The organism is Paraburkholderia sp. GAS38 (assembly GCF_050434965.1).
Taxonomy (GTDB): domain Bacteria; phylum Pseudomonadota; class Gammaproteobacteria; order Burkholderiales; family Burkholderiaceae; genus Paraburkholderia; species Paraburkholderia phenazinium_A.
Window position 1 is genome coordinate 180805 of sequence record NZ_JBNDJO010000003.1, and the last position, 17767, is coordinate 198571.

3 protein-coding genes are annotated in these 17767 nt (G+C 62.7%); all 3 read left to right on the forward strand.

Going from position 1 to position 17767, the window contains the following annotated elements; genetic code table 11:
• Nucleotides 1–45 precede the first annotated feature (45 nt).
• The gene (locus tag P3T42_RS08395; protein ID WP_429305720.1) at nucleotides 46–2322 is read left to right on the forward strand and encodes a tetratricopeptide repeat protein; all 2277 of its coding nucleotides are present in this window, start codon (nucleotides 46–48) and stop codon (nucleotides 2320–2322) included.
• A 43-nt stretch (nucleotides 2323–2365) separates the two neighbouring features.
• Nucleotides 2366–4618, forward strand: a complete 2253-nt coding sequence (locus tag P3T42_RS08400; RefSeq protein ID WP_429305721.1) for a tetratricopeptide repeat protein — start codon at nucleotides 2366–2368, stop codon at nucleotides 4616–4618.
• Nucleotides 4619–4854: 236 nt separating this feature from the next.
• Nucleotides 4855–17547 (forward strand): filamentous haemagglutinin family protein, encoded by a 12693-nt coding sequence (locus tag P3T42_RS08405; RefSeq protein ID WP_429305722.1) that lies wholly within the window; start codon nucleotides 4855–4857, stop codon nucleotides 17545–17547.
• The last annotated feature ends 220 nt before the right edge of the window (nucleotides 17548–17767 follow it).

The window sequence follows — 17767 nt, forward strand, 5'->3', positions numbered from 1 at the left end:
ACCGCGCGACAGCGGCGACAGGTGTGGCTTATCGAGGGATGAAGGATGCGATCAGAGGCGGAAAAAGAGCAGCCGGCTGCACCGCATGCCCAGTTGCAGCCTGGCGCCGCAGGCACGTTGTCGAGAGATGCCGCCTGGGAGGACAGTGTGCTGCGGCATGCACGGGCAGCGCACGAACGAGGGGCGCTCGCCGACGCGGAAGGGGGCTACCTCGAACTGCTTGGGGCTAACCCCCGGCACGCCGAGGCATTGCACATGCTCGGCGTTCTGCGGTTTCAGGAAGGCAATCTGCAGGATGCCGAAACGTTGATACGGCAATCCATTGAATGGAAACCCGCACCGCTCTCGCTGGCGAATTATGCCGCCGTGGTGGCCGGGCTTGGACGCCGTGAGGAGGCGCTAGGAAGACTCGAAGAGGCGCTTGCGCTCAACCCGGTGCATCCTCGCGCGTTGTTGCAGCGCGCGGGGATTCTCGCGGAGTTGCAGCGCCACGAGGAGGCGGTGGCGGCCTATGATCGCCTGCTGGCGGTGGCGCCTGCTTTCGTGGATGGACTGTGCCGGCGCAGCGCTTCGCTGCGCGCCATGGGGCGCCTGGAAGAGGCCCACGCCTCATGCGATCGCGCCTTGACGATAGACGGCCGGTCGTTCGGTGCGCTGGCGGAGCATGGACATGTACTGCGCGCGCTGGGCCACCACGAGGATGCCGTCACGAGCTTCGGCCGTGCGTTGGCGGTGGCGCCGGGCAACGCCGCCGTGCTGTTCGCACGCGGCATGAGCTTTCTCGACCTGGAGCGGCCCGAACTGGCGCTGTCGAATTTCAACGAGGTCCTCGCGAGCGCGCCTGATTTCACGGACGCGCTCTACAACAGCGCCGTGGTGCTGGAGCGGCTGGGCCGCAACGAAGACGCGCTGGCGCGTTGCAACCGGGTGATTGCCCTCGATCCGCAGCACGCCAGGGCACACGCCAATCGCGGCAACGTGCTGCACAACCTGGGCCGGATTGCCGAGGCCGCTGCCAGCTACGAGAAAGCGCTGGAACTGGAACCCGATTCGATCGAAGTGCTGTGCAACCAGACCAATACCTTGCGGCGTCTGGATCGCCGCGAGGCCGCGCTGCAATCTGCGGAACGCGCGCTCGCGATCGACGCGGGCTTTCTCGTCGCATGGTTTGCCCGCGGCCGGGTGCTGCAAGGGCTGCACCGCTACGAAGACGCGCTTGCCAGCTTCGATAAGGTGCTGGCGACAACGCCGGAAAACCCGTTCGCACAGTTTCATCGCGGCAACATGCTGATGACGCTGCGTCGGCACGACGAAGCGGCCGCGGCTTTCGGGCGAGCCATTGAGATCGATCCGGACTATGTGAATGCCCACTGCAACCTCGCGTTTCTCTGTTTGTCCATCGGGGACTTCGGCCCGGGATGGAAAGAGTACGAGTGGCGCTGGAAAGACCCGCAGATGTTCGGCGATCTCCCCAAATTCGCGCAACCGCGCTGGACTGGCGAAGAGTCGCTGGATGGCAAGGTGATTCTGCTGGGCGCCGAACAGGGTCTCGGCGATACGCTGCAGTTTTGCCGCTACATACCGCTAGTGAAGGCACTCGGTGCGAGGGTCGTACTTGAGGCTCAACCGGAGTTGCGCGGCGTGCTGGCGACGCTGGACGGGGTGGATGAATTCGTCGACCGCAAACGCGGCGCGGTGCTGCCGCCGTTCGATGTGCATTGCACGCTGCTCAGCCTGCCGCTTGCGCTGGGGACGGAGCTTGCGACGATTCCCTGCGACGTGCCATATCTGCACGCCGAACCGGAGCGCGTGGCGCGCTGGCGAGACAAATTGGGCACACCGACCCGTCCGCGTATCGGCCTCGTGTGGTCGGGCAATCCGCGGCATCTGAACGACCGCAATCGCTCGATTTCCCTCGCCAGCTTGTTGCCGCTGATGAGCGACGCGTTCGAATGGATCAGCTTGCAGAAGGTGGTGCGTGAGGAGGACGAACCGATTCTGGCCTCGTCGGCACTCAAGCATTTCGGCGACGAACTCGGCGATTTCGCAGACACGGCGGCGCTGCTTGAGACCGTGGATTGCGTATTGAGTGTGGATACTTCTGTCGCCCACCTGGCCGGGGCGCTGGGCCGGCCGCTGTGGGTGATGCTGCCGCATACGCCGGATTTCCGCTGGCTGCTCGATCGCGAGGACAACCCCTGGTATCCCCAGGCCCGGCTGTTCCGCCAGTCCAAACCGGGCGACTGGACGGATGTGTTCGAGCGTGTCGGTCACGCGTTGACGTCGGTGCGGGCGGCGACCGGTGTCGCCACATTTGCATGACGGCGGCCAACGGTCTGCGGGGGCAACTACTGGGAGAGCAGTGATGAGCGCTGAGCACAAGGGCTTGCAGGGACCCGCGATGTTGGCAGGCACGAGTGCCGTGCGCGCAGCGGTCGGGGATACGTTGCTGCGCGCGCGAGCGCTGCTTCAGCGCCGCGAGACTGCTGCTGCGCAACGGCTCTATCAAGGGGTGTTGCTGATCGATCCGGATAACGTGGAAGCGTTGCATCTGCTGGGCGTTGCCTGCCTGCAGGCGGGTGATGCGAAGCAGGCTGAACCGCTGATTGTGGGTTCGCTGAAGCTTGGGCTTGGGCGGGCATGGAATATCGCCAACCATGGTGCCGTGCTGGTTGCCCTGGGTCGCTACGCCGAGGCGCTTGCAGTGCTGGACAAGGCGTTGCAGCTCGACGCGAACTGCGCGCCGGCACTCCTCGCGCTTGGCAATGCGCTGCTTGCGCTTGGCCGCTGGCCCGAAGCCCAGGCGGCGTACGAGCAGGCGTTGGCGAATGCGCCTGGATTGCCCGAAGCCTGGTGCAATCGCGGCAAGGTGCTGCGCGCGCTGAATCGACCCGCGGACGCAATGATCAGCTTCGACCGTGCATTACGGCTCGAGCCGGCGAATGACGAGGCGCGTACTCATCGCGGTCATGCCTTGCGCGATCTGGGCCGCACCGAGGAAGCCCTGCGCAGCTATCAGCTTGCTCTGGTGGCGCGACCGAAGGCGCCGGAGTTGCTGGCGCTGTGCGGCTCCTTGCTGACGGATCTGGGCCGCGATCTCGAAGCGCTGGGGTGTCTCGACGAGGCGCTGCTGCAGCGGCCCAACGACGTTCAGCTTCTCTATCAGAGCTGTGTAGCGCTTGACCGGCTGCATTCCCACGCGGATCTGTTGACGCGTTGCGACCGGCTGCTCGCGCTTGCGCCCGGTCATCCGGTGGCGTGGCTCGCGCGCGGCAACGCGCTGCAAGGACTGCACCGCTATCCGGAGGCGGTGGAGGCCTATGGCAACGCTGTGGCTCGCGATCCGAGCCTGACCGACGCGTGGCGCAACCATGCCTCGGCGCTGCGTATGCTCGGCCGTTATGCCGATGCCCTCGACGACTATGACCGGGCGTTGGCTAAAACGGGCGCAAATGCAGAACTGCTCTACAACCGGGCAGCCACATTGCAGCAATTGGGCCACTACGACGAAGCGCTGACGAGTTATGAAGCGGCCGCGCTCGTCCCAGCCGAAACCGCACAGGCCCTCTACTCGCAAGCCATGGCGCTGCAGCAGCTACGTCGCGATAGCGAAGCGCTGGCGTGTTACCGGCAGGCGCGGGAGACCGACCCGAATCACGGCATCGCGCGCCGCTCGGAAGCGTTTTGCCGTCTGCTGACCGGCGACTTTGCTCAAGGCTGGTTGCAACACGAAAGCCGCTGGTCCGCCGGCGACACCATTTTTCACCGGCGCTATACCGACCGGCCGATGTGGCTGGGCGCGGAACCGGTGACCGGTAAAACCGTGCTGCTGCATGCGGAGCAGGGCTTCGGCGACACCTTGCAGTTCTGCCGGTATGCGCCGCTCGTTGCGGCGCTCGGCGCGACCGTTGTGCTTGAGGTTCCCTTGGCCCTGAAGCCGTTGCTCGGTTCGCTGCGCGGCGTCGACCTGCTGGTTGCTCAAGGAGGCGTCACGCCTCCCTTCGATCTGCATTGCCCGCTGATGAGCCTGCCGCTGGCGTTCGCTACGAACCTCGATACGATTCCCGCCGAGGTGCCTTATCTGCAAGCCGATCCGGGGCGACGTCAGGCGTGGCGGCAGCGTCTGGATGAGGTGTCCGCCCCGGGGCGTTTCCGGGTGGGTCTCGCATGGTCCGGCAATCCACGCCACAACAACGACGAAAACCGCTCGATTCTGTTGGAACACTTTGCGCCGCTGTATGGTCTGGACGCCACGTTCATCAGTCTTCAGCCCCTGGTGCGTGAACGCGATAAGGCTTGTCTTGCGCAAAGCGGCATCGTGAATCTTGGTGCGGAGCTGACCGACTTCGCCGATACGGCCGCATTGATTGACGCGCTCGACCTGGTGATCTGCGTGGATACCTCCGTGGCGCATCTCGCCGGTGCGCTAGGCAGGCCGCTCTGGGTGCTCCTGCCGAGGGTGCCGGACTGGCGCTGGCTGCTCGACCGGGACGACAGTCCGTGGTACCCAACAGCGCATCTTTTTCGACAGGATAAACCCGGTGATTGGCCGGCCACGATAGGGAACGCTGCGCAGGCGTTAAGCGGATGGATAGCGGAGAAACGCGCGCAGCGCTAACACCCGCGCAGCCTGGCGAAAGAATTGTCCAAGTATACGAAATATGAAAAATTCTACGTACAAATTCTGGAGTCCAAAAGGTATGTAACATCCGAAATACGGTTGCCACGCCGGATAAATAACATGCGGCCAGTTAACGCGGCCCTTGGGGTCGCTATCTGGCCGTATCCGTAACAACGACGTTCGGGGCGTTGAGGGGTGCGGTTATATCTCCTCTTTGCCCAGGATAGTCGGCGATGAAAGCACGTGGACGCGCACAGAAACAGACCAGCCCTTTCCCTGAGACGATCAGATCAGATATTCGCCCGCTATGCCGGGCCATTGCGATGGTGGTAGCGGCAAGTGCTGTGTCCGGTGCGGCGCATGCAGCAGGTCTTGTCAATCTCTCCAACATCAGTTCGCAGAGCGGTACCGCGCGCGCCGCGGCCGGCACGCCTGGCCTTGCGAACCTCGGCGTGGGGGTGTCCCCGCAACAGGCGCTGCAATCGAGTGCGCCGTCCATCCGTAACCTCGCCACTGCCGCACAAGGCATCGCGCAACAGATCGCCGCGCAACAGGCCGCTGCCGCTGCGGGCGCAACGACGCCGTCGAACGTGCCGAACGGATTGGCAGTGGGTGGCTTGCAGGTGGCGCCGGGCATCACGTTTGTGCCGGAGTTAAACGGGAACCAGACTGTCCTGGTCAGCCAGAACACCAATATCAGCAGTCCGCTGCTGTGGGTCAACGCGTACGGGCCGCAACAGACGGTCAATCCAAACGGCTCAGTCACCGTCAATGTTCAGCAAACCTCGCAGAACGCGGTGGCGACGTGGCAGACGATGAACGTCGGCAAGCAGACCACGCTCAACTTCGATCAGTCGGGCGGCACGCAATCGAACGGTGCCAACAACTGGATCATTCTTAACCGCATCGAGGATCCCAGCGGTGCGCCGAGCCAGATTCTCGGCAACATCACGGCCCAAGGCACGGTGCTGGTGATCAACCGTAACGGCATCCTGTTCGGTGCGGGTTCGCAGGTGAACGTGCACTCGCTGCTGGCGTCGTCGCTGGACCTGCTCAATAGGGACGACTACATCGTTGCGAACGCCCCGACGATCTTGGGCGGCGCGCCGCTGGTTTCCGGCAACCTGGTGCAGGACGCGGCGGAAATTGTCGCGAGCAACCAGTTGTTTTTGAATCTGCCCGGTACGACCGACGGCGGTCTCGCGGCACTTGAAGCGGGGACGTCGTCGACGACAACATCGGGTAAGGGCAATCCCAACGAGATACTGGGACTCGGCAACAATGTGTCGGTATCGTCGGCGAACCAGCTTCAGACGCCTGGCAATATCACCATCGCGCCAGGCGCGTCAATTACGACGAGCGCGGATGGTTCGGCCAGCGACGGTGGCTTCGTGCTGATCGCGGCACCGAACGTGAACAATGCCGGCAGCATCACCGTCGCGCCAGCCGGCCAGGTCGTGCTGGCGGCGGGCATCGGCGTCAGCCTGATTCCCGAGACTAGCAATCCGCAGGTGCTGATTCCTCTATTGAGCGGCAGGGTGGGGATCCCGACGGGCACGTCGACTTCAATCGATATCACGCCGGCTGGATCGCTAGTCAATACCGGCATCATCCAGGCCGACCGCGGCAATATCGACTTGCTGGGCAGTAGCGTTGCGCAGAATGGTGTGGTCGGTGTTACGACGAGCGTCAACACGCCCGGCAACATTTCGATCTCGACTGTCGACGAGTACGTGGCCAACACACCCACAGGGACCGCTTACACGGGCAGCGGCGGCGTCGTCACGGGCAGCAACACGGGACTCCCTACCAGTCGCGCCGGACAGTTGACTTTCGGCCCTGGATCGGTGACTGCGGTGTTGCCCGACACGGACGGCGAGACGGCGACGTCCACACCGGGCGAGAGCACCTTCACGCCCGGCGGCGTTTCAATGACGGCGGGATCAGTGTGGTTCCAGTCCGGCTCGCTCGTCGAAGCGCCCGGATCAACCGTTTCAGTTGTGGCGCTGACGCCATCCGCCGCAGGGGACATCACGCCTCCCGGCGATACCGCGGTGCAGGGACGTATCTATCTGGATACCGGTGCGATCATCGATGTGTCGGGACGTGCCAACGTCGAGTTGCCGATTTCCGATATCTTGCTCGATGTCGGAACGATCAATGAGAACGACCTCGCCAACTCGCCGCTGTTGCGTAACACCTTCCTGAATGGGTTGAGCGGCGTCGTGGTGGACAGCACGCTCTCAGGAACCTCGAGCGACGGCGTGCAGTGGGTAGGCAGTCCCATCCTCAATCTCGCGGGCGCCGTCGACCTGATGCCGCGCACCGTAGACCAGCTCCTGATCAACGGCGGCACGATTTCGCTGAGCGGCAACCAGGTGATGACGGCTGACGGCTCGTCGCTCAACCTGAACGGCGGCTACATTCATTACCTCGGCGGCGTGGTCAACACCACGCGGCTGGTCGACGCAAACGGAGCAATCGTGCCGATCGGCGAGGCGAGTCCTTACGATACCTATGTCGGGATTGCCGGAGAGTTTGTCGATAGTCACCCGCGCTGGGGTATCACCAACGAATGGTTCAATCCGCTCCTGAGCGGCGGCGCGTACGAGTCCGACTACATTGTGGGCGGCAACGCGGGCACCTTGAATGTGTTCGCTTCGCAGGCGATGGTGCTGGACGGCGATATCACGGCGCAGTCCTTGAGCGGTGAGAAGCAGGTACAGGGCAACGACCAGTCCACGGGCGGCTCGTTCAATCTGGGAAGCCTGGCTCTGGCGTCGTTGACACAGGGTCCCAATTCGTCCACCACAGGTGAGAGCGGCACGGTGATCCTGCAGGGGAGCGCGCCGGAACTGAACGACCTCCCATCCAGCACCGGAACCGCGTTTACCGCCAATACACCGCTGGATTCAGCCGCGCTAGGAACCTTGTCCAGCACCGATCCGCAGAACGTCCTCGCGACCACCGTCGTGCCGGTCAATACGCTCAATAGCGGCGGATTCGCAAACGTCAGCGTCACCGAGAACGGCACGGGCAGCGGCATTGTGGTCGCGCAAGGTACGCAACTCGCCGTGCAGCCAGGCGGCTCGATCAAGTTCGTTAGTCCCGGCGCGGCCGTCAGCGTGTTGGGCAGTCTGATTGCGCCGTCCGGCGTCATTTCGATTTCGACTGGCGGTGGCGGCGGTAGCGACCCGGCTGGCGGCGGAATTCTTGTCGGACCAGACGCTGTTCTCAGTGTGGCCGGACAGTGGGTCAACAACGACGTTGCCGCAGCGCCAGGCACGACGCTGGGTGACAGCGAGTACATCAACGGCGGCACGATTACTCTGACCACGGGGTTGGCGAGCGCTGTCAACAGCAACGGCACGGTGGTGACCGACCGGACGGGCTCGATCGTGCTGCAGTCGGGAAGCGTGGTCGACGTTTCCAGTGGCGGAGAGATCCAGTCCAACGGCCAGATGCTGATGCAGAACGGCATCCCGGAGGGCACCGGCGGCAGTCTTGCGATGATCACCTACTCGACCAATACGACCGATTCCTACGGGGGCGGCGGCGGTCCAGACCTGCCCACCACCCAGCCGACGGCCGGCCAGATTGTGATGGATGGCACGATCAAAAGCATGGGATTCGCGGGAGGCGGAACCCTGACATTGCAGGCGCCCGGTTTTCAGATCGGCGGTGATCCGGCTCAGGCACCGGCTGGCGATCTCTACCTGCCGACGGATTTCTTCGCGCAGCAAGGTTTTGGCAAATACATCCTGAACGCCATGTACGACGCGACGGTCGCGCCCGGCGCCACGGTGCAACTCACCCAGCAGAACCTGCTGCCTGATTTCGTCGCCTTGCAGCAGACGGCAACGGGCGCCGATATCACGGCAGCCGGCCTGACAACGCCCGGAACGCTTGATCCTTACCACCGCCAGGCAACCAGCCTTGTGATGACTGGCGGCGCCTATTTGGATTGGGAAAACAAGGCGGGATTCACCCCAGATTACGCCGGCGTAACGGGCGGGGTGACCGTGGGCGCGGGAGCATCGATCGTCGGCGACGCGGGTGCGAGTATCGGCCTGGGCTCGCCCGCGCAGGTGACGGTTTTAGGTTCAATCGTCGCGCCGGGCGGCTCGATTACCCTTTCGGCGGACTCGGGGGGGAATGGGTTTGCGATGCCGGGGCAGTTGTCGTTGGACTTCACGTCGCCGAGCCAGTCGGTCTGGCTCGGCCCGAATGCCGTACTCGACGTGGCCGGTGTGGCGCTTACTAATCCGCTCGCTGCACCGGTGAAGAACGGCTTGCAGACCGTCGTTCCCGACACAGGCAAGGTACTGCCTGGCGGTTCCGTAACAATCTCGGACGACTCGGGCTACGTGGTGGCACAGGCAGGCTCCGTGATCGATGTCTCGGGCACGTCGGCGAACTTCGACGAGCTGCAGTCCAACGGCCGCTATGCTTCGCAGCAGGTATGGAGCGACGCGGGTTCGATCACGCTGGGCGCGGCGAGCGGCCTGATGTTCGACGGTACCTTGCAGGCGCAGCCCGGTGCGGCACAGGCGCAAGGCGGTACGCTGACCATTTTGCCCGATACGACGGCGGTTACTCTGACTGGACACCCTGACGAGTCTAGTCCGGGCGCGCAGATCCTGATCCTGCAACAGAGCGGCAATTTCGTCCCTGCCGGCCTCATGCCAGGACAGAGCATTGCCGGCGTGGTGGGGGCCGGTGGCGAAGCCACGGGTGTACTGCAGTTCGCAGCAGATCGGCTGACGGGTTCCGGGATTGGCACGCTGGTGATCGGCATCCTTGGGAACAGCGCGTCAATACCGGTTGCCTTTGCCGGCAATGTCGACCTGAATCTTTCCAATGCGGTCGAGATCAATACCCCGCAGATAACTGCATTGAGCCGCGCCCAGGTCTCCTCCCTGGAGAAGGGAACGGCCAACGTCGCGTCACTGCTGGGCGACGAACCTGGGGCGACAGCACCGACCTCAATCGGCAGCACTGTGACGATCAATGCCCCGTATGTGGCGCTCATCGGAACGACGCTGTCAGCTTCGTCTCCAACCGCGCTGGTGGAAGCGGCGGCGGACAGCACGCTGAACGTCAACGCGTCGTTTATCGATCTGGAAAATCAGTTCGAGTTGAACAACTTTGGGCAGGCCAACTTCACGAGCAGCGGCGATATCCGCCTGAGCTCGACGAACGTGGCCGCGAGCGGAGCGAATGCCTTGGCGCCGGGCGAGCTGTTTACGCCCGGCAATCTGACCTTCAAGGCCGCAGACCTTTATCCGTCCACGGGCAGCGCCTTTATTCTCGATGCGGTCGGACCGACCGAGAGCGGCGCTCCGGCGCCGACGACCATTACATTCCTCGGCAACGGTTCGTCCGGGGTGCCTCTGTCGGCGGGCGGCGCGCTGCTGGTTGACGCGACGGATATCGTGCAGGCAGGCACGGTGCGTGCGCCCTCGGGCAGCCTGATTTTCGGGGTAGGCAACACGACCGATACGACGACACAGAGCGAGTTCAACGCGCTGCCGCTGGTCGCAACGAATTCGGTCTCGCTCGCCAACGGCAGCGTGACCTCCGTGTCGCTCGACGGCACGATCATTCCTTACGGCACAACGGTCGATGGAGTGGAATGGCAGTTCAACCCCATTCCCGGCCTGAATGCCGGGCCCGATGTTACGGCACCGCCCGCCAAGTTCGTCAGCGTCAACGGCAGCAACGTGTCGCTTGATCCGGGTGCGACGGTCGACCTCTCCGGTGGCGGCGACCTGCAGGCCGAAGAGTGGGTCTCGGGCACAGGCGGTACTCGCGACGTGCTGTCGCAATACAACATCAGCTATGCGACGTCGACGACCGGCACGGCCGTCCCGGTGAATGTGGGTGCGGCCAATGTGTACGCCATCCTGCCCGGCGCCCAGTCGTCGGTGGCTGCCTATGATCCGGTGTTCGCACAAACAACCCAGCCTCAGACGGGCACAAGCGGGACGGTCGGCACGATCACCGACAGCATCGGGGTCGGCAAAGCGGCGCTGAATGTTGCCACAGGCACTTCGGTGTACCTGTCCGGCGTACCGGGTCTGGCCGCCGGTTACTACACGCTGCTGCCGGCCGAGTACGCGACGCTGCCGGGTGCGTACCGTGTGACGGTGTCGAGCAGCAGCGGCACGGTCACGCCGGGGGCGAGCATGACGTTGCCCGACGGCACGGTGCAGGTGGCCGGCTACACCGGCAATGCGCTCACCGGCACGCACAGCGCGACGCCCACAGTGTTTGACGTGCAGTCCTCCGCTGTGTGGCAACAGTATTCGCAATACACGCTGACCAGCGCCAACAGCTTCTTCCCGCCGCTTGCTTCGAGCGCCGGCGATGTCACGCCGCCGCTGCCGATGGATGCCGGTCAACTGGTGCTGGCGGCCGCCCAGGGGCTGACGCTCGGCGGCACGCTCAAGACGGCGGCCGCGCCGGGTGGTGCGCCCGCCGAGGTGGATATCGCCTCGCAGGCGATCCAGATTGTCGGCAGCGGCGAAGCGGCCTTGCCCGGCTATCTGCAGATCAGCGCGGGGCAACTCGATGCACTTGATGCCGGCAGTCTTCTGTTGGGCGGTATCCGCACCCAGACGACCAGCGGCGTGACGATCGATCCGGTTGCGACAAGCGTGGTGTTGTCGAACGACGCGGCCAACCCGTTGAGCGGGCCCGAGGTGATGCTGGTTTCGGCGAACACTGTGCAGGTCGACTCGGGCAGCGTGATCGCAGCACAAGGCGCCTATCCGGCGGCGAAGGATGTGCCGATCACGATCAGCGCTAATGCCGCCACGAATACAAGCGACGGCGCCTTGCTGATTGTCACGAATGGTGCGGATTCGGTGGTCACGCGATCGGGCACCGTGAACGGCACGGGCTTACTGACGGTAGGAGCCGGCGCGACGCTCACGGGCGGCCAGGCACTGACGCTCGATTCATCGGGCAACCTGAGCTTCGATCCCGCCGCGACGCTATCGGGCAACACGATTGCCATCGACGGTTCGGCGATCAGCTTTACGAGCCAGACCGGCGCAGCCGCGGCGGCACTGCCCGGCTTCGTAGCCGGGCCGACGCAACTCGCGCAACTGGCAAACGCTCAGGATGTGATCCTGCGCAGTACAGGGACGATGTACTTTGACGGCACGGTCGATGCAACCTTCGGCAAGGACGTCGATTTGAGCGCCGGCTCATTCTCGAGCAATGGCGGAGCGGTCACGATCAATGCGCAGGAAGTCGCGTTCACCAACGAAGTCGGGGCAACCGTGCCGACAGCCACCATGGGGTCAGGCACGCTCACGGTCAATGCGGGCGAGATCGACTTCGGCACGGGTGACAAGACGACGGCGGGTTTCGGTTCCGCAACCTTTAACGCAACGGGTGGCATAGTCGGTCAAGGCAACGGAAGCTTCGGCTTCGGCGCGCAGCCCGTCACGCTCAACGCACCGATCTATCTGGCCGATACCGGTTCGAGTTCGACGTTGACTACGACCGGCACACTGAATCTGAACAGTGGTGGGGGGGCCGCCCTCACGCTGCAGCCGTTAGGCGGCGCATTCTCGTTCATTGGCGGCACGGTGAACGTCAACGGTGCGACCATCGATGCGCCGGCAGGCAATGTCAGCATGGAAGCGACCAGCGGGAATTTGAACGTCAACAGTGGTTCGACCATCAGTTCGGCGGGCTTTTCGTTTCCGTTCTTCGACATAACCGAATATGTACCGGCCGGCTCGATTTCGCTGACGTCCGATGTGGGTTCGGTCAACGTCGCAGCGGGGGCGACACTGAATTTCTCGGGAGCGAACGGTGGCGGGACGGCGGGCAGTTTGACACTGTCAGCACCGGATCAGACGGTGAACCTGGCGGGCACCATCAAGGGCAACGCGGCGAGCGGTTATCTGGGCGGTTCGTTCTCGTTGAACACGGGCGGTGCGGTCGATCTCGACAATCTCTCTAACGAGCTTGCGTCGAGCGGGGTGAATGACGCGATCACGGTGCAGACCAATGCCGGCAACCTGACACTGTCGGCGGGCAATACGCTGACTGCCCATGTGGTTTCGCTGACGGCCGATGGTGGGGCAGGAGCGCAGGACCCGAACAACGGCAACGTGCAGATTCTCGGCACGATCGACGCGAGCGGCAACGCAGGCGGGATAATCGACCTGTACGGCAAGAGCGGTGTCAATCTGCAGGGCTCGCTGATCGCGACGGGCTCGAGCGCGACCGAGCAGGGTGGCACCGTCAACATCGGCACGATGGGTAACGGCAGTACCACCAGCCTGAATTCGAACTACGGCTATGAGAACGTGCTGCCGGCGGATTCGGGTGTCATCACGGTAGGCAACAACGCGCTCATTGACGTTTCGGGCGGCACGGCAGGCGGCCTGTCGGGCGGCACGGTGAACTTCCGCGCACCGATCCTGACTGACGGCACCGTGAACGTGACGATCGCGCCGGGCGCGCAGATCAAGGGCTCACGCGCGACGACGCTGGCGGCCTATGCAGTATGGAGTACCGACGATCAGAGCACCAACGCCGCGCAGCACTTTGACGGCATCGTCGATCCGGCGGGCTGGTACGACAGCAGTGGCAATCTGGTTGCGGGTACGTTCACGAGCCAGGACGGCACCACCACCATCACCTACACGCCGGCGAACGGCACCACGCCGGCGAGCCTGTCGAACGAACCGGGCGCAACAGCCGCTCAGGTGGCCGCGGATCTGGCCTTGGATCTGGAGACCGATTATTTCGCACCGGCGAGTGGTGCGGCCGACACAAACCATCAAGTGTTCTATGGTTACCAGGCGGACGGTACGACGCCCGGCACGCTGATGGGCTTCGTGGAAAAAGGCGTACAGAGCGTAGCGAACCAGTTTGCGGGGACGAACGTCGCGAACTTCGCGGTGGCGCCCGGTATCGATCTGGACAACCCGGATCCCAATATCAACGGCGGCAATATCTCGATCCTGACGAACTGGAACCTGGGTGCAGGAAGCTCGCCCACTAGCCTGGCATTCCGCTTTGACGGTCAGGCGCCGATCATCACATTCCGGGCCGAGAACAATGTTGAAGTGAAGGCGAGCCTCACGGACGGGTTCTTCCAGATCGCCAATCCAACGGGTACGGGTTTAACGGCGACCGCTCCGGCCTATTCGAACCTTTACACGCAGGATGCGGCGTTATATACCCCTGGTTCGAATGGGTTCTACTACGGCGGATACTATCTGCAACACGGTCGCGCCTCACCCATTGCGGCTCCCGCCAGTAGTCTCAGTGTTCCACAAACCTCTAGCCAGGCCGAGGAGTACTACGGCCTCTACAGCGCATACCTCGCATATTTGCTTCAGCCGCTCGATGGTACCGAGAGCGCGTTTAGCGGCCTTTCCGGGACCACCCCAGTTGCAATTCTCGACCTGTCTGGTGCTAGCGGCCGTGTGACTGGCTGGACGTTGAATCCGATTGCCAGCAATCAGCCGACACTGACGAACCCGGCTCCATCGGCGGATGACCCAGCTGCCTACCTGAAATACCTCGCAACCTACAACACATATCTCGATAGCGAAATCACGTACTTTGAGACCACCGGCGTCGCTCCGAATCTGGTGTGGGTGCAACCTCCTCCGCTGCCGGTTGCCAAGGGCAGCGTGCTCCCTCCGGGGACGAGCATCACCGTTACTCCGGCCGCAACCGAGAACTCGCCGTCGCCGGTCGCCACTGCCGGCAATATCCTGCCGCTTCTGACGGCGTCACTGAACAAGGGCAACAGTTCCACGTTTAATGTCGTCGCCGGAGCGAACCTGGCGAGCGCCAACCCGCTCGCTTTGCAGGCCGCCGCGCTTTTCTCGGCATCATCCACCAGCACTCCGTCTGGCTCAGTCATATTGAGTGGAAATTTCGCCTACGACAACGCCAACAATCCCAACACGCCAAATGATCTGACGTTACTGGCCCCGACGATGATACGCACGGGTACCGGCTCGATCAGCGTGGCGGCGGCGAACGATGTGTGGCTGTTCGACCCGACCGACACACCGACATCGTTGCTGGGACAAACTGCGCCGTTGCTCATGTCCGCACCGGGGGTGATCTACACAGCCGGTGCACCTGCACTGGGGGCGCCGCTTGGCAGCACTGATTCAATTGTCCTTGGATCATCGTCGAGCCAGGTGCCCGATCTGATTGTCACGTCTGCGGTCAATCCTGACGGTGCCGGGAACGTCTCTATCGTGGCGCAGAACAACATCACGGGTATGGAAAACGTCGTCGATGCGACGGGTGCCGTGACCGGTAAGGCGGGCCAGAGCCTGAGCCAGTTCTGGTGGCAATGGATGGAGGTCACCGGTACCCCGACCGTGGTTCAGATCGGAGGTAATAACACATACTTGCCGATTGATCAGACCTCCATCGATTTCGGTGCATTCGATCAGGGCGTGATGAGCGTGGGGGGCAACGTTTCCGTCTCGGCCGGTGGCAATATTTCCGACCTGGCTGTGTCGTTACCGACCACGTGGTACCTGAGCAGCAACGGCACGCCCGTTACCGTCGGCGGGGGTAACCTGACCGTAAGCGCTGCCGGCAACATACTCAGTGGCGATTACTTCGTGGCGAAAGGCACAGGGACAATTACGGCAGGAGGTCAGATTGCTGCGGATTTCAGCACGTTGAACGGTTCATCAATGACTCCCGTGGCCACATTGTTCGCGACCCAGGATGGGGTTCTCGACATCAGCGCCAGGCAAGGCGTCGATATCGGTGGCGTGCTCGATCCGTCTTATGTTGAAGGCAATACGCTGATCAACAGTTATCGTCAGCATGCCGATTTTCAAGGGTATTCTTCGACCTCCGCAGTGAACGTCTCGTCGACGACGGGCGATATCGATTTCGGCACGTTGAGTGCCATTGGGTTTATCGGCGGTGGCAGTAGCGTTACGGGAGCCCCCGATTTCTCATACGTTCTGCCCGCGACCGTCAATCTGACGGCTTTTACTGGTGGCATAACCGTGGCGTCCGGTGGGGAGCTCTATCCGTCAGTGACGGGCAATCTCAGCCTGATTGCCGATCAGTCGATCAATCTATCGAACCAGAGCGGATCGCTCACCGCATTCGGCATGCTCGACATTGATCCATCGTTAATGCCTTCGCCGACGGATTTTGACGCGACCGTTCCGGAGCTAGGTACGGCAGCGAGCGATAGCGATGCGGCGCACGCTCAGACTCCCCTCCATGAGTATGACCCGGTCCCCGCGCGCATCTACAGTCTGACCGGCAGCATCGTGGATGGTTTTCTCGAGCCGCCGGGAGCACAGTTCGCCGGCTTCTATGATGACCTGGTTAATGTCGTGGTCGATAAGCCCGCGTCGATCGAGGCCGGCCAGGATATCGTCAATCTGTCGTTCGAGGGACAGAATCTGCGAGACGACGACGTTACGCGCGTTGTGGCAGGACGGGATATCTACGACACGCCATTAGTCAACAACCCTGTTGTATTGCCGAATCTACAGCTCGGTGGGCCGGGCTATTTTGACGTCGAAGCTGGACGCAACATTGGTCCCTTGACTAGCCAGCTACAGGTGACCGACGCTGGTTACATTTCTCCGGTCGCAGGCAACGCCGCCACCACCGGCATCGACGCCGTGGGCAACGCCAATAATCCGGAGTTGCCGCACGAAAGCGCCAACGTCGAGGTGTTGTTCGGCGTTGGGCCAGGCATCGCCGATGCGAACTTCATCTCAACCTATATCAACCCCTCGAGCGTGGTGCCCGGAATCACAGGAACCACGCAGGCGTTGATTGCCTTCATGGAGCAGTACGATGAAGGACAGGTCGTGGATACAGGATTGAAGTCCCAACAGGACGCACTGCAGAATCAGTTTGGTACGCTGGACGCCGCGCGAGCGTGGGCACAGTTCCAGACACTGCCGGCCTATGTTCAGCAACTGTTTGTCGAGCAGGTTTTTTTCAGCATCCTGACGCAGGTCGGGAACGAGATCAACGATCCTACCAGTCAGTATTTTAAACAGTATGCGAGAGGCTTCCAGGCGATCAACACGCTGTTCCCTGCTTCATTGGGATACACGGCGAACGATCTTGGAGGCGGGGCCAACGGAGCGAACGCACCGGTTCAAACAGGCAATCTCGACATTCGCGGCTCGACGATCCAGACGCAGCAGGGCGGCAATATCTCGATCCTTGGGCCGGGCGGAGAGGCGTTGGTCGGCAGTTCCTCGGCGCCACCTGCTACCGCCAACGCCGGTCCCGGCACGCAGGGCATCCTGACGCTGGAACAGGGCGACATCGACATCTTCACCGATCAGAGTCTGTTGCTCGCACAGAGTCGCGTGTTCACCGAGCAGGGCGGCAACATGACGATCTGGAGTTCAAACGGAAATATCGATGCGGGCAAGGGTTCAACCACCGTGGCGGATGTCCCGCCACCCGAATACGTGTGCGACGCGAATCACTTCTGTACGCTGGACGCCAAAGGAGAGGTGACGGGCGCAGGGATTGCCACGCTGCAAACCATCCCCGGAGCGGCAGTGGGTAACGTCAACCTGCTCGCGCCGCGGGGTATTGTAGATGCGGGGGCGGCGGGGATACGCGTGTCGGGTGATCTGAATGTGGCGGCGCTGCAGGTGCTGAATGCGGCCAATATTCAGACTCAGGGTAAGCAGACCGGTGTACCTGTTGCGGCGGCGGTGGACACGGGTGCGCTGACGGCGGCGAGTGCCGCGACCTCGGCCGTGACGCAGATCGCTCAGAACCTGGTGAATAACAATGCTTCGGGCATTGCGTCGCGTCAGTGGGTGATTTCGGTGGAAGTCGAAGGGTTTGGCGACGATGCGTCGTCGGACTCGGACTCGGATTCGGACGCGGCACGCAAGCGCAAGCAGCGTCAGAAGTAGCAGGCATTAAAGCATCGCGCTGGTCGATCGGTGACCTGCGCGATGCTTGACGCTGCTGCACGAGCAGTATTCCTGATCTTCATGTGAAGTTCCTCCACGATCAATATCAATACGACCGTGAGCGAATAGCACAAAAGAAAAATCTCCCGCCCCGAGACGTTACAGGGCGGGAGATTGGAGCGCGATACCGAAGCGGCTAGCGCCATGTGGTGCGCATCAG